Here is a 15,381-nt window from a genome sequence, read left to right on the forward strand (position 1 = left end):
CTGGTGATGATGCCTCTAAGGGATACACCCGTTCCCATACCGAACACGATGGTTAAGCCTCAGAGGGCCGATGGTACTGCACGGGAGACTGTGTGGGAGAGTAGGATGTTGCCAGGTAATGATCCGTAGTAGCTCAATGGTGGAGCATTCGGCTGTTAACCGACAGGTTGGAGGTTCGAGCCCTCTCTACGGAGCCATAAGAGATTAGTATAATACTAATCTCTTTTTTATTTTTTATATCATTAATAGAAGTAATTAGTTTACATACTTAAATAATAAATAATTATATTAATCCACAAAATAGATTAATATATAAGGAGTTATCCACAATTCTGTGAAAAAAACAAAGATTTTGTGGATGAAAAGTTATTATAAAGATAAATGTACAATATGTATTTAAAATATGGAAAATAGATAAAAAACTGTTATAATGCTAAGAATTTAATTAGTGTTATAACAGTTTTTTTATTATTAGGATTGAATTTTAATTAAAATGCATAAAAAAAATGTTTTTGCAAAAAATAGATACAAATAAATGAGGAGAAGAGAGCTATGCCAAGATATCGTTTAGACATTAATGGAGTAATAGGGTTAAGTGATTATAGTGCTATCTCTGATTATATGCATATGGTTCAGAAAAATGATAATTTGACCGTTGTATTCAATGAAAACAATAGTAACGATGGAGATATGGTGTGTTCTATATTAGAAGGAACTAATTTTCAAATACAAAAAAGAGGGAGGAATAATGATGGGAAATTCATCATTTGTGCACAAAGAAAGTCATAACGATATGCCTAATCTAGTAAGTACTTTTAATAATGCCTTTGGATCAATGGAGCCTTTTTCATCTATTGATGATAAGAGTAAAATGCAAAGTAAGTTAAAAGAGATACTAAGTAGTGATGGGCCAATATGGAAATAATAAAGGAGCTGTTGCATGAAAAAAAGTGCGGCAGCTTTTTTACTAAAATTAATAAAAAAGAAATGAGTATACCATTCATTAGTTGTAGTAGATGTAATAATAAAATATATAGTTAATAAATTTTTATTTATTCTAAAACGCACTTTTATTATTTATCACAAAGGTAGTTATATGTGTTATTATAATACATAATAATATATTTATGGTATAATGATTAAAAAATATTTGGAGGAATTCACAAAAGCATGACAAAATTATATTTGGTTAGACATGGGGAAACAGAATGGAATTTACAACATAGAATGCAAGGTTGGAGTAATTCTGATTTAAGTAGTAATGGTATAAAACAAGCTATGTTATTAAGAGATAGATTAAATAATGAGAAGATAGATGCAATATATACTTCACCATTAGGAAGAACTGTAGAAACTTCTAAAATTTTAGTAGGTGATAGAGATATTCCAATAATACCTGTAGAAAACTTGAAAGAAATGTATATTGGAAATTGGGAAGGGTATAATCAAGATGAGATAAAAAATTTTGATGAAGAACAATTGTATAACTTTTGGAATAGACCACATTTGTTTATACCTGATGGAGGAGAAACTTTTGAAGAAGTAAGAAACAGGGTGGTAAAGGAGACTTTAAAAATTTTAAAAGCCAACGATGATAAGAATATAGTTATAGTTACACATTGTATTGCTTTAAAAAGCATATTAAGTCATTTTGAAGGAAGAGATATATCTAGATTATGGGAACCGCCTGTAATTCATCAAACCAGTTTATCATTAATAGAATATGATAATAAAAATGGACAAAGTTCTATTGAATTATATGGTGACGTAACACATTTAGGAGAGTTATACAAGACCAAATCAAAAGGTGTATAGATATTATCATTAATGTAAGATAAATAAAATATATTTATAGAAGTAGAAGAGTATGACTTTCTTAACTACATAAGGAGAGGAGAGAAAGCTATGTTGTGTGATATATGTAAGAAGAATAATGCTACAATTTTGATAACAAAGATTGTAAATGGAGAAAAGAAAGAATTAAATGTATGCGAATATTGTGCTAGGGAAAAGACGGATCTCTTTTTTGGAGAAGATTTAGATTTTATCAATAAATTTTCATTTCAAAATATTTTAAGTGATATTATGGATTATGTTAATGAGAACAAAAAGGAAGATATAATAAAAACAATAGTTTGCAACAATTGTGGTACTACACTAGAGGAATTTAAGAAAACAGGATTATTAGGATGTGATAATTGCTATAACGAATTTTCGTCTAATATAGACAGTATAGCAAAGAGATTACAAGGTAGTATAGAACATAAAGGGAAAATTCCTTTACGTGAAGGAAAAATGCTAGTTAGGGAAAAGCACTTAACAAAGTTAAAATTTGAAATGCAAAAAGTTATTGAAGAAGAAAACTTTGAAAGAGCAGCAGAGATAAGAGATGAAATAAAGAGAATAGAATCAGAGGGTAATTATGATAAATTGGATTAAGAATAATGAAAGTAATATTGTTTTATCAACAAAGGTAAGTTTATCACGTAATCTTAAGAGGTATCCATTTCCTCACAAATGCACTGAAGAAGATGGTAATGATATAGTGGAAAAGATATATAATGTAGCATCAGAATATAAGGATCAACATTTAAGATTAGTTCATTTAGCTGAAGAAAATGAATTAGATAAGATAGAGCTAACTAATAAAAGAATTATAAGTAATGAGATAAAAGATAGTTCTGCAGTTATTATTAATGAAGATGAAACTATATCACTTATTATTAATGAAGAGGATCATATAAAAATTCAATGTGTAACAGGTGGGTTTAATATTGAAGAACCATATTGTTGTTCTAATGATATAGATGATGTCATTGAAGATAAGTTTGATTATGCATATGATAGTAAGTATGGTTATCTAACTTCATCACCTATGAATTTAGGTACCGGAATGAGAGTTTCTGTAGTTATGCATTTGCCTGCGTTAGTTATGAGAAAGCAAATTCATAGTATAGAAGAAAATATAAATAAAATTGGAGTTGGAATAAAAGGACTTTATTTAAATGAAGGAGAAAGTAATTTATATGAAGTATATAATAAGATAACATTAGGACTAACAGAAGAGGAGATAATAGCAAATTTGAAGGCTGTAGTTGAGGAGATATGTTCAAAAGAAGTATCTTGTAGAGAAAAGTTACAGGAAAAATTAAGATATGAATTAGAAGATAAGATTTGTAGAGCTTTAGGAATTTTGAACAGTGCAGTAATAATAAGTTTTAAAGAATCATTAAAATTGTTATCATATGTTAGAAATGGTGTAGAATTGGGAATAATAAAGAATATACCTATAGAAAAGATAAATGAACTTCTATTAGAGGTAGAGCCATCTGTAATAAGATGCAAATACAAAGAAGAGTTAGAGGGAAAATCAGAAGGATTTGTTAGAGCTAGGGTTATAAAAGATTTATTGAAAGAGTAGGGGTGATTTTCAATGATGTTTGGTAGGTTTACAGAGAGATCTCAAAAAATCATATATTATGCTAGAGAAGAAGCACAGAGATTAAGACATAATTATGTAGGAACGGAACATCTTTTATTAGGGATTCTTAGAGAACAAGAGGGCGTAGCAAAGAAGGCGTTAAATGATGTAGGATTGACATTAGAAAAAGTAAGGTCCTTAGTGGAGCAGTACGTAGGATATGGAGACAAAGAGGGATATATTAATGAAATTCCATTAACTCCAAGAACAAAGAGAATATTAGAACTTAGTTATCAAGAAGCAAGAGAATTAAATCATAATTATATAAGTCCAGAACACATACTATTAGCTTTAATTAGAGATGGAGAAGGCGTTGCATATACTATACTAGTAAATGTAGATATTGATTTTAATAAATTAAATAAATTAATTAATGAAAATATGGCTTCTCAAGATAAGAATGTAAAGGTAGGAAAGGTTGAGAATAAGTTAGAACCAACACCTAATTTAGATCAGTTCGGAAGAGATCTTACAGTAATGGCTAGCGAAGGAAAATTAGATCCTGTTATAGGTAGAGATAAGGAAACAGAAAGAGTTTTAGAAATATTACTTAGAAGAACCAAAAATAATCCGTGTTTAATTGGAGAGCCGGGAGTTGGAAAAACAGCTATTGCTGAAGGACTAGCACAAAAGATAGTTGAAGGAAATGTACCGGAGATATTGAAGGATAAAAGAGTAATAACTTTAGATTTACCGTCTATGGTTGCAGGTTCTAAATATAGAGGTGAATTTGAGGACAGATTGAAGCGTGTAATGGGTGAGATAAAAAAGGCTGGTAATATATTGGTGTTTATTGATGAGATTCATACCATAATAGGAGCTGGTGGAGCTGAAGGTGCTATTGATGCATCTAATATATTAAAGCCGTCTCTATCTAGAGGTGAAATACAATGTATTGGAGCAACTACTATTGATGAATATAGAAAATATATAGAGAAGGATGCAGCTCTTGAAAGAAGATTTCAACCAGTTATGGTAGGAGAACCAACAATGGCTGAGACAAGTCAGATTTTAAAGGGATTGAGAGATAGATATGAAGCACATCATAGAGTAAAGATTACAGATGATGCTATTGAGGCTGCAGTAGTTTTATCTAATAGATATATAACTGACAGATATTTACCTGATAAGGCTATAGATCTTATAGATGAGGCATCAGCAAAGGTTAGAATGAAAAACTTAACTACTCCACCAGATTTAAAAGAATTAGAAGAGGCTTTAGAGGTAGTAAGTAAAGAGAAATCTGATGCTATAGGAGTGCAGGATTTTGAAAAGGCTGCAAGGCTTAGAGATGAAGAAAAAGAAGTAAAAGCAAAGTTACAGGAGTTTAAGCAGGAATGGAAAACTAAAAGCAATGAATATAATCCTATAGTAGGAGAAAAGGAAATTGCTAATGTAGTATCAACATGGACGAATATACCTGTAGAAAAACTTACTGAAAGTGAATCCAGTAGGTTATTAAACTTAGAAAATATACTTCATGATAGAGTTATTGGTCAAGAAGAAGCAGTAAAATCTGTAGCTAGAGCTGTTAGAAGAGCTAGAGTTGGACTAAAAGATCCAAAGAGACCTATAGGTTCTTTTATATTTTTAGGACCTACAGGAGTTGGAAAAACGGAGTTATCTAAAGCTTTAGCAGAAGCTATGTTTGGTGATGAAAACTCTATGATAAGAGTTGATATGTCCGAGTTTATGGAGAAACATACTGTAGCAAAGCTTATAGGAGCGCCTCCAGGATATGTAGGGTTTGATGAAGGTGGTCAACTAACAGAGAAGGTTAGAAGAAAACCATATTCGGTAATATTATTTGATGAGATAGAAAAGGCACATCCTGAAGTGTTTAATATATTACTTCAAATCTTAGAAGATGGTGTTCTTACTGATGGCAAAGGAAAGACTGTTAATTTTAGAAATACAATAATTATTCTTACATCAAATGTTGGTGCACATACAATAAAGAAACAGAAGACATTAGGATTTGCAACAACTGAAGTAGCAAGATCTAATGAATATGAAAAAATGAAACAAAATGTAATGGATGAATTGAAGAAAAGTTTTAGACCTGAATTTTTAAACAGAATTGATGATATAATTGTATTTCATCAATTAGAAGAAAAGGATATAGAAAAGATAGTTAAGTTAATGCTAAAAAGTGTTACTGATAGATTAGAAGAGCAGGATATATTCTTAACATTTACAGATAAGGCAGAAAAATATCTTTGTAGTGAGGGCTATGATCAAGAGTATGGAGCAAGACCACTTAGAAGGACGATAACAAAAAAAGTGGAAGATATGCTATCAGAAGAGATTCTTCTTGGTAATGTAGTGAAAGGAAATGCTATAATAATAGCTGAAGAAAATGATAAATTAGTAATTAATAAAAAATAAAATCTTTTACTTGTTTAGCTATATCATAATTTATATATTAACTAAGTTATGATATAGCTTTTAAAAGTATTTAACAAAAGAAAGGAGTAGGTGAATAGGTTGGCTAAAATTAAGAGTGTATATGTATGTCAAGAATGTGGCTATGAGAATCCTAAATGGATGGGAAAGTGTCCAGAATGTAATAAATGGAACTCTATGGTTGAAGAAGTAAGAGAAGCAAAAACAGCATCTGCACCAGTAAATTCTTTAACTACCTTAACAGGAAATACATCTGTTCCTAAAAGTATAGGTAATATAAAGTCTGGAGAAAAAGAAAGAATTGATACTGGTGTAAAAGAACTTAATAGAGTTTTAGGTGGAGGATTGGTAAAAGGGTCTCTTACATTAATCTCTGGTGCACCGGGAATTGGTAAATCAACTTTATTACTTCAAACGGCTTACAATATAAGTAAAAAATCAGGAAAAGTATTATATATATCTGGTGAGGAATCAGAAGAGCAAATTAAAATAAGAGGAGATCGTTTAGGAGTTAAAAGTGAAGATTTATTTATTGTATCCGAAACTAATATGGATATAATAGAAGAACACATCAATAATTTATCACCGGCATTTGTTATAATTGATTCTATTCAAACAATATTTAAATCATCAATAGCATCAGCTCCAGGCAGTGTTTCTCAAGTTAGAGAGTGTTCAAATATAATTATGCGACTAGGTAAAAAGGAAAATATACCTTTTTTTATTGTGGCACATGTTACTAAACAAGGAGAACTTGCAGGACCTAGAGTTCTAGAACATATGGTGGATACAGTTTTATCTTTTGAAGGAGAGAGAACAGAAGAGTTTAGGATACTTAGAACAATGAAAAATCGTTTTGGAACTACATCAGAAATAGGTGTATTTGAAATGAGTGAGGAAGGTTTGATGGAGATAAATAATCCGTCAATGATTTTCTTAGAAGAAACGAATTTTGAAGTAGAAGGGTCTGTGGTTATTGGAATAATGGAAGGTAGCAGACCTATGCTTGTAGAAATACAGGCTTTAGTTTCAGAGACAAAGGCACCTATGCCAAGAAGAACATCAGTGGGAGTAGATCATGCTAGAGTTAATTTAATATTAGCTGTTTTAGAAAAGAAATTAAAAATTCCTTTTTACAATTGTGATGTATATATAAACGTAGTAGGTGGTCTTAATATAGAAGGAACATTGGGAGATTTAGGTTTAGCCATAGCTCTTGTTAGTTCTATAAAAGGAAAGGTTAGTAAATATGAAAAAATAGCTATTGTTGGAGAATTAGGACTTACAGGTGAAATTAGACCTATAAGTTTTTGTGATAGAATTATTAATGAAGCAGAGAAAATGGGCTTTAAAAATATTGTAATTCCATATAGAAATAGCTTAAAATGTAAGAGGAATAATATAAATGTTATAGGTGTATCTTCTTTAAAAGAATGTATAATGAAAATATTTTCGTAAGGGGGTGAAGGTTTTAAGTGAATAAATATAGACTACAAAAAGATAAAGAATTAGTAAGTATTTTAAAATTATTAGCACCAGGTACAGCTTTAAGAGAAGGATTGGAAAATATCCTTAGGGCAAAAACTGGAGGATTAATTGTATTAGGAAATTCAGATGAGGTTATGAGAGTAGTTGATGGAGGATTTCAAATTAATGCTGAATATAATCCTGCATATATATATGAACTAGCCAAAATGGATGGAGCAATTGTAATTAGTAGTGACTTGAAAAAAATAATTTCTGCAAATGTGCAGTTAGTGCCGGATTCATCATTAGTTACTCATGAAACAGGGACTAGACATAGAACTGCACAAAGAGTAGCTAAAGATGCTGGAGTAATTACTGTAGCTATTTCTCAAAGAAGAAATATAATAACTTTATATAAAGATGATATAAAGTATGTACTTAGAGATAGCTCAATAATATTAGCTAGAGCCAATCAAGCAATACAAACTTTAGAAAAGTATGTATCTGTATTAGAGAGGGTAGTATCTAACTTAAATCTTTTAGAATTTCAAGATTTGGTTACACTTTTTGATGTAGCCACAGCTATTCAAAGAACAGAAATGGTTATGAGAATTGTAGAAGAAATTGAAAGATTTATAGTAGAGTTAGGTAATGAGGGAAGACTTATATCTATGCAGCTTAATGAACTTATACGTAATATAGAAAGAGAAGGGCTACTTATTATAAGAGATTATTGTGATGAAAGTAAGTCACCAGTAGATATATATAAGGATATACAAAAGTTAGATTCTGATGAATTTTTAGATCTGGAAGAAATTTCAGATGTATTAGGATATAATAATGTACCATTAGTTGACACATTGTTGTCACCAAAAGGTTATAGAATGATAAGTAAGATACCGAGAATACCGACTAATGTAATCGAAAATCTTGTAGATTACTTTAAGGAATTAAAAGGAATAATGGAAGCATCTTATGATGAATTAGATCAGGTAGAAGGTATAGGAGAAGCTAGAGCTAAAGCAATAAGAAATGGATTAAGAAGATTAAGAGAGCAGTTTATCTTAGATAAGCAAATATAGATACTCTATATTTGCCTATCTAAAAGTGAATTTGCCAAGTACAGAACTTTTTTCATATTCTTTTAGTAATGTATCATAAAGGTTTATATTTAAAGTATTGCATAACGAAAACAAATAGAAAAAGTGATTTCCAAGTTCGCTTTCTATTATATCTACACAATTTTCACATAAATTCCCGGTAATATGAGAAGAAGGTGATTGATGTAAATTGGAATCGCAGTTTTCTTTATCAGAGCAAAGAACTTGTTTTTCAGCAGATAGCTTCACGCAACCACAATTTGTTACAGCTTTTGTTACAGCACGATTTAATCTAGATTCAGATTCTTGCAATTTGCTCAAAATATCAAGTAAACTTTTATGTCTAATAAGTGAATCTTCAACACAAGATTGAAATTCGTCAAAAATAACATCTTTCAAGGGTCACATCTCCTTCATTTAACAAATTAATATACAGGTTAATCTGTATATTTAAATTGTTTTTATAATACATCAATAGATTTGAAAAGTATAGGGGGATTCATAACAGTTGACTTATATTTGAATAAATGTAAGGTGGTCTATAAAATATAGAAAAATAGATTAAAAAGTCAATGCCATGGCAAAGATATAATAAGGAGGTGTTTATGTGATACGAAAAGTAATTAGAAGTATTCTGACAATTATGGGTATAATGTTAGGATATGTTTTAGCAAATAGCATATTATCTATTGAAGGAATATCACAGATAGATGCAATAAGAGAAAATTTAGCGTTGGCAATATCGTCATGTATTATATTCAGTTTATTAATAGGACTTATTTTTTATTTTATTTCACCATTACTAATAAGATGGTTATTTAATTTTATGGAGTACATAGAGAAGTATACACAAAAGATGGCTATGATAGATATAGTACTAGGGGCTATAGGTGGCATAGTAGGATTATTAATAGGTGTTTTAATTGGTACGTTATTTGCAAGCATATCGGAGTTTTTTGCTATATTATCAATAATATTCTCATTAGGTCTTGCAATCATATGTGGAGATATAGCAGTAAAAAAGAAAGAAGAGATTATAGCATTTTTTACAGGACTAAATAGAAAAAATAATTCTAAAGAGAGAAAAAGCAAGAAGAATGCTAATATGGGTGGAGTGCCTAAGGTATTAGATACTTCAGTAATAATTGATGGTAGAATTTTAGATATATGTAAGACTGGATTTGTAGAGGGACCACTTATAATACCTCAATTTGTATTGGATGAATTAAGACATATTTCTGATTCAGCAGATGATTTAAAAAGAACAAAAGGTAGACGTGGTTTAGATATATTAAATGAAATTCAAAAAGATCTGCCAATAGAAGTACAAATTAGTGATATGGATTTTCCTGATATTGCAGAAGTTGATAGTAAGTTATTGAAATTATCACAAGTTTTAAATGGAAAAGTAGTAACTAATGACTTTAATTTAAATAAGGTAGCAGAATTTCAAGGAGTTTCAGTATTAAACATAAATGATTTAGCTAATGCCATAAAACCAGTGCTTTTGCCAGGAGAAGAATTAAAACTTCAAATTATAAAAGAAGGTAAAGAAAATAATCAAGGAATTGGATATTTAGATGATGGTACAATGATTGTTGTTGAAAATGGTAAGAAGTATATTGGTGAGTTTATTGATGCATCAGTTACATCAGTGCTTCAAACATCAGCTGGTAGAATGATATTTGCAACACGTAAGAGTTAAGGAGAAAATTATGAATAATAATATAGCTATAATTTTAGGAGCTGGAAAAGGAAGCCGAATGAAATTAGGCTACAACAAGCAGTTTTTAGAACTAAGGAATGAGCCTATAATTATAAGAAATATTAGAACTTTTGAAAACCACTGTGAAATTGATGGTATTTATATAGTTGCATCAAAAGAAGAAGTTGATAAGTTTAAGAATTTGTTAAATGAGTACAACTTTAAAAAAGTAAAAGGAATTATTGAAGGTGGAAAAGAGAGATCAGATTCAGTATTAAATGGCTTAAGAGGTATAGATGAATGTGATATTGTACTTATTCATGATGGAGCGAGACCTTTTGTGTCTGAAGAGATAATATCAGAAGGTATAAAATATGCAAAAAAATATGGAGCTGCAGCCCCAGGAGTTAAAGTTAAAGATACTATTAAGCAAATAAATAAGGATGGATTTTCTATAGGAACAGTAGATAGAGAAGTATTAACGTCTATACAAACGCCACAATGCTTTAAGTATAAAGATATATTAAAAGCACATGAATTTGCCAAGGAAAACAATATTATTCTTACTGATGATACTAGTGCTATCGAGACATTAGGAATTCATAGCTATGTATATTCAGGAGATTATAATAACATAAAGATAACTACTGCTGAGGACATTGCAATTGCAGAAAAAATATTAGAAAACTAACTTTTATAAGTAGTTTTCTTTTTCTATTTTATAAGTTATATTATTATGTAGTATAAATTTATTTAAATGATGACACAGGTACATAATGGTTTTATAATAAAGTATATAGTTTAGGAGGGAATTGTAATGAAGATATATAATACTTTGACTAAGAAAAAGGAAGAATTCAAAACTATCAATCCTGGAGAAGTCAAAATGTATGTATGTGGTCCTACTGTGTATAACTTTTTTCATATAGGAAATGCAAGAACATTTATAATTTTTGATACAGTAAGAAGATACTTAGAGTATAAAGGATATGATGTAAAATTCATTCAAAATTTTACTGATATAGATGATAAAATGATAAAAAGAGCTAATGAAGAGGGTACTACTGTAAAGGAACTTGGAGATAGATATATAGATGAATATTATAAAGATGCTGATAATCTTAAATTAAAGAGAGCAACTTGCAATCCAAGAGCTACAGAGCATATGGATGATATTATAGAGTTTGTTAAAGAGTTAGTTGATAAGGGATTAGCTTATGCCGTAGATGGAGATGTATATTTTTCTACAAAGGAATTTAAAGACTATGGTAAGTTATCAGGACAAAACATTGAGGATTTACAATCAGGAGCAAGAATAAGTGTTGATGAGAGAAAAAAAGATCCGATGGATTTTGCACTTTGGAAAAGTCAAAAGCCTGGTGAACCAGCATGGGAGAGTCCATGGGGTATGGGAAGACCAGGATGGCATATTGAATGCTCTTGCATGGCTCATAACTTATTAGGTGATACTATTGATATACATGCTGGTGGAGCGGATTTAGTATTCCCTCATCATGAAAATGAAATAGCACAAAGTGAAGGAAGAAGTGGAAAAACTTTTGCAAACTATTGGATGCATTCTGCTTATTTAAATGTTAATAATGTTAAGATGTCTAAATCACTAAACAACTTTTTTACAACAAGAGATATTTTAGAGAAGTATGATGCGGAAGTTGTTAGATTGTTTATGCTTAGTGGTCATTATAGAACACCTCTTAACTTTACTATGGAATTATTAGATTCAACTAAATCAGGGCTAGAGAGAATGTATAATGCTTTAAATAACTTATATTCATTATTAGATGAAGTAAAAGAGGATAATAGTGATGATGAGTTTTTACAAGTATTAGATGGATATAGAGCGAAGTTCATAGAAAAAATGGATGATGATTTTAATACTGCTGATGCAATATCTGTTATTTTTGATTTAGTTAAGGATATAAATATAAAAGTTAATATAAATAGTTCAATTAATGTTATAGAAAAATCAATAGAATTATTAAGAGAACTTGGTGCACCACTTGGAATTCTTCAAAAGGAAATAAGTAATTCATTAGAAGAAGAAGTAGAAAATCTTATAGCTGAAAGACAAAAAGCAAGACAAGAAAAGAATTGGGCTTTAGCTGATGAAATAAGAGATAAGTTAAAAGCTATGGACATAATATTAGAAGATACTCCTCAAGGTGTAAGATGGAGTAAGAAAAATTAGTGTATTTTTAGATACAGTTAGTAATATAAGATGTATTGCTAACTGTATTTTTACTATACTGTAGCAAAATATAGCTATATTTATTATAATTAATTTAAAATATAATTTTAGTATTTTTGAGGGAGGAACGTCCTTGATAGCTTGGATAAACTTATACCATAAGGTATATTGACCAAGAAACTCTCAGACTTTTATAAATGGAGAGTAGTTCACGAATTTTTGAAATGAGGAAAGTATATGGAGTTTAATATATTAAAGGGTAAACTTACTCATCAAGAGATTAGGGGATTGAATCCTTTAGTGTTAGCCTACATAGGAGATGCAGTATATGAGGTTTTTGTAAGAACTTATATAGTTTCAGAAAATAAGAATGTAAAAGTTCATGGGTTGCATAAATTATCTATTAATTTAGTTAAGGCAGAAGGTCAAAGTAATATGATGAAATGTATACTTGATGAGTTAAATGAAAATGAAATTTACATTTTTAAGAGAGGACGAAATGCGAAATCTGGAACAGTTCCGAAACATGCAGATCTTATGGATTATAGAATGGCTACTGGATTTGAAGCGTTAATAGGGTATTTATATTTAATAGAAGATATGGATAGACTTAATTATATATTAGAAACATCACTATCATTATACAAGGAGAAAATAAATAATGAAAAATAATAAAAAAAGTACTAGAAATAACGATAATAATTACCATACAAATAAATCAAGCAGAAACGAAGAAATAAGAGAAGATATTATTGAAGGTAAGAATGGTGTAACTGAAGCTATAAAGCATAATAGAACTATAGAACAAATCTTAGTTGTTAAAGGTATAAATTCTGTAATTCCTATTATAAACATGGCTAAAGAAAAAGGAATAGTAGTTAAAGAAGTAGATAAAAGAAAGTTAGATTCTTTATCACAAACTTCAAATCATCAAGGGGTAATTGCAATTGTAACACCATATAAATATTTTACTGTAGAAGAAATATTAAAAGATGCAAAAGATAAAAATGAAGATCCTTTTATAGTTATACTAGATGAAATTGAAGATCCTCATAACTTAGGAGCTATAATAAGAAGTGCTGAAGTATGTGGAGCACATGGTATCATAATTCCTAAGAGAAGAAATATCGGTGTTACATCTGTAGTATACAAAACTTCTGCAGGAGCAGCTGAATATATGAAGGTAGCTAAAGTTACTAATATAAATAAGACTATAGATGCTCTAAAAGAATTAGGTATATGGGTATACGGAGCTGATATGAATGGTGGATATTGTTACGAAACAAACTTAAAAGGTCCATTAGCTCTTGTAATAGGAAGTGAAGGTAAAGGAATATCAAAGTTAACAAAGGATAAATGTGATGTCATGATAAAGATCCCAATGAAAGGTAAAGTTAATTCATTAAATGCATCTGTTGCTGGTGGGATACTTATGTATGAAATAATGAAACAAAGGATTTGAAAATAATGAGATACATATTTATTGATGGATATAATATCATAAATAGTTGGTCTGATTTAGCTATAGGCGAAAATGAAACTTTAGAAAACTCAAGACAAAGGTTAATAGAGATACTTGAAAATTATGTGGCTATGAGAGAAGATAAGTTATATTTAGTTTTTGATGCTCACCTTAGTAAAGGAAGTATCGAAAAAGAAGAGAAAACAAATAATATAACAGTAGTATTTACAAAAGAAGGCGAAACGGCAGATAGCTATATAGAACGTAAAGTTAATTTAATAGGAAGAAAAAAAGAAGTTATTGTAGTGACCAGTGATAATTTAGAGCAACAAACTATATTTCAAAGAGGCGCTACAAGGATGTCTTCCTTAGAATTTAATAATGAAGTGAAAAAGTCACAGAATTCGTTGAGAGAAGAAATTAATAAGATGAATAGTAAGACTAGAACAACATTAGTAGATAGAATAGAGGATGAAGAAGTAAGAAAGAAATTGGAAAGGATTAGGAGAAATTTGCTATAAACCTTGACTACGTAATATTGTTTTCTTATAATTTATCTTGGGGATTGGTATGACAATATGAGATATATGAGAGGGAAATGGTGGATAGAATGGAAGAAGTTGCAACAGAAACTGAAATATTTGGACAAAGTTTAGATGAAGAAGTAGTTATGAAGGCTAAAATGGGTAATGTATATGCACAAGAATATTTAATAAACAAATATTCTAATTTAGTTAAAACAAAAGCTAAATCCTACTTTTTAATAGGAGCAGATAAAGAGGATATATATCAAGAAGGGATGATTGGATTATATAAGGCTATAAGAGATTTTAAGCCAGATAAGCTATCATCATTTAGAGCGTTTGCTGAATTGTGCATAACAAGACAAATTATAACAGCTATAAAGACAGCAACAAGGCAGAAGCACATACCATTAAATACTTATGTATCCATAAATAAACCAATTTATGATGAAGAGTCAGATCGAACACTTCTGGATGTATTATCAACTATTAAAGTTTGTGATCCTGAAGAGCTTATGATAAGCAAAGAAGAATTATCTAAGATGGGGGATGACATAGGAAAGGTTTTATCTGATTTGGAGATGATAGTATTAGCTTCTTACCTTCAAGGTAAGTCTTATCAAGAGATAGCTTGTGACTTAGAAAGAAGGCCTAAATCTATAGATAATGCCTTACAAAGAGTAAAGAGGAAGCTAGAGAAGTGTTTGATAAAAAAAACTTGACATAAAATATATTAACATTTAGAATATATAATTGGTTAATAAGTTATGAGAACTGCCCATATAGCTCAGTTGGCAGAGCGTCACCTTGGTAAGGTGGAGGTCACCGGTTCAATCCCGGTTATGGGCTCCAGATACAAAACACTTGGGTGAGTGTATCTCATCCTATTAACATAATAAATAAGATTTGTTAGGAGGAATTAACAATGGCAAAGGCAAAGTTTGAAAGAAGTAAGCCACACGTAAATATTGGAACAATCGGTCACGTAGACCACGGTAAGACAACATTAACAGCTGCAATCACAACT

Annotated in this window: 17 protein-coding genes, 2 tRNA genes and 1 rRNA gene; 19 read left to right on the forward strand and 1 reads right to left on the reverse strand. The window is 30.0% G+C overall.

The window, feature by feature from the left end; all coding sequences use genetic code 11:
* The 10 genes from rrf (at position 1) to disA (ending at position 8,436) form a co-directional block, all read left to right on the forward strand.
* Positions 1-117, forward strand: a 5S ribosomal RNA gene (rrf, locus tag KQI30_RS15045).
* 5 nt (positions 118-122) lie between these two features.
* A tRNA-Asn gene (locus KQI30_RS15050) sits at positions 123-197 on the forward strand.
* Between the two features lie 355 nt (positions 198-552).
* Complete coding sequence (locus tag KQI30_RS15055; protein ID WP_216464169.1) at positions 553-789, forward strand: hypothetical protein; 237 nt, start codon at positions 553-555, stop codon at positions 787-789.
* Positions 752-925 (forward strand): hypothetical protein, encoded by a 174-nt coding sequence (locus KQI30_RS15060; RefSeq protein WP_216464170.1) that lies wholly within the window; start codon positions 752-754, stop codon positions 923-925. Before KQI30_RS15055 ends, KQI30_RS15060 begins: the two co-directional genes overlap by 38 nt.
* A gap of 245 nt (positions 926-1,170) precedes the next feature.
* A complete protein-coding gene (locus tag KQI30_RS15065) occupies positions 1,171-1,815 on the forward strand; it encodes a histidine phosphatase family protein (RefSeq protein WP_216464171.1) in 645 nt (214 codons plus the stop codon).
* A 90-nt stretch (positions 1,816-1,905) separates the two neighbouring features.
* Complete coding sequence (locus tag KQI30_RS15070; RefSeq protein ID WP_216464172.1) at positions 1,906-2,439, forward strand: UvrB/UvrC motif-containing protein; 534 nt, start codon at positions 1,906-1,908, stop codon at positions 2,437-2,439.
* Entirely contained in the window at positions 2,423-3,421 is a 999-nt protein-coding gene (locus tag KQI30_RS15075) for an ATP--guanido phosphotransferase (RefSeq protein ID WP_216464173.1), read from the forward strand. The genes KQI30_RS15070 and KQI30_RS15075 overlap by 17 nt, the downstream gene beginning before the upstream one ends.
* Positions 3,422-3,433: 12 nt before the next feature.
* Positions 3,434-5,869, forward strand: a complete 2,436-nt coding sequence (locus KQI30_RS15080; protein WP_216464174.1) for an ATP-dependent Clp protease ATP-binding subunit — start codon at positions 3,434-3,436, stop codon at positions 5,867-5,869.
* Positions 5,870-5,968: 99 nt separating this feature from the next.
* The gene (gene radA / locus KQI30_RS15085) at positions 5,969-7,345 is read left to right on the forward strand and encodes a DNA repair protein RadA (protein ID WP_216464175.1); all 1,377 of its coding nucleotides are present in this window, start codon (positions 5,969-5,971) and stop codon (positions 7,343-7,345) included.
* A 17-nt stretch (positions 7,346-7,362) separates the two neighbouring features.
* The gene (disA, locus tag KQI30_RS15090; RefSeq protein WP_216464176.1) at positions 7,363-8,436 is read left to right on the forward strand and encodes a DNA integrity scanning diadenylate cyclase DisA; all 1,074 of its coding nucleotides are present in this window, start codon (positions 7,363-7,365) and stop codon (positions 8,434-8,436) included.
* Between the two features lie 15 nt (positions 8,437-8,451).
* On the opposite strand, the gene KQI30_RS15095 is transcribed toward disA, so the two are convergent.
* On the reverse strand, positions 8,452-8,853 hold the full coding sequence (locus KQI30_RS15095; RefSeq protein ID WP_216464177.1) for a DUF1573 domain-containing protein: 402 nt from the start codon (positions 8,851-8,853) through the stop codon (positions 8,452-8,454).
* Positions 8,854-9,061: 208 nt separating this feature from the next.
* Between KQI30_RS15095 and KQI30_RS15100 the strand changes: the two genes are divergently transcribed.
* From KQI30_RS15100 to KQI30_RS15140, 9 genes are all read left to right on the forward strand, one after another.
* On the forward strand, positions 9,062-10,159 hold the full coding sequence (locus KQI30_RS15100; RefSeq protein ID WP_216464178.1) for a PIN/TRAM domain-containing protein: 1,098 nt from the start codon (positions 9,062-9,064) through the stop codon (positions 10,157-10,159).
* A 10-nt stretch (positions 10,160-10,169) separates the two neighbouring features.
* Positions 10,170-10,850, forward strand: coding sequence for a 2-C-methyl-D-erythritol 4-phosphate cytidylyltransferase (ispD, locus tag KQI30_RS15105; protein WP_216464179.1), 681 nt, complete (start codon positions 10,170-10,172; stop codon positions 10,848-10,850).
* Positions 10,851-10,976: 126 nt separating this feature from the next.
* On the forward strand, positions 10,977-12,368 hold the full coding sequence (cysS, locus tag KQI30_RS15110; RefSeq protein WP_216464180.1) for a cysteine--tRNA ligase: 1,392 nt from the start codon (positions 10,977-10,979) through the stop codon (positions 12,366-12,368).
* Between the two features lie 237 nt (positions 12,369-12,605).
* A complete protein-coding gene (locus tag KQI30_RS15115) occupies positions 12,606-13,040 on the forward strand; it encodes a Mini-ribonuclease 3 (protein ID WP_216464181.1) in 435 nt (144 codons plus the stop codon).
* Positions 13,030-13,830 carry a 23S rRNA (guanosine(2251)-2'-O)-methyltransferase RlmB gene (rlmB, locus tag KQI30_RS15120; protein WP_216464182.1) on the forward strand — a complete coding sequence of 267 codons (801 nt, stop codon included), beginning with the start codon at positions 13,030-13,032 and terminating at the stop codon, positions 13,828-13,830. Before KQI30_RS15115 ends, rlmB begins: the two co-directional genes overlap by 11 nt.
* A 5-nt stretch (positions 13,831-13,835) precedes the next feature.
* The gene (locus KQI30_RS15125; RefSeq protein ID WP_216464183.1) at positions 13,836-14,351 is read left to right on the forward strand and encodes an NYN domain-containing protein; all 516 of its coding nucleotides are present in this window, start codon (positions 13,836-13,838) and stop codon (positions 14,349-14,351) included.
* Positions 14,352-14,428: 77 nt separating this feature from the next.
* Entirely contained in the window at positions 14,429-15,076 is a 648-nt protein-coding gene (gene sigH / locus KQI30_RS15130; protein WP_216464184.1) for an RNA polymerase sporulation sigma factor SigH, read from the forward strand.
* A 54-nt stretch (positions 15,077-15,130) separates the two neighbouring features.
* Positions 15,131-15,206 (forward strand) — tRNA-Thr (locus tag KQI30_RS15135).
* A 73-nt stretch (positions 15,207-15,279) separates the two neighbouring features.
* A partial coding sequence (locus KQI30_RS15140; RefSeq protein WP_151192201.1) for a GTP-binding protein occupies positions 15,280-15,381 on the forward strand: 102 nt, incomplete at its 3' end.

The sequence above is a fragment of the Clostridium bornimense genome, from assembly GCF_018917145.1.
Lineage (GTDB): Bacteria > Bacillota > Clostridia > Clostridiales > Clostridiaceae > Clostridium_AN > Clostridium_AN bornimense_A.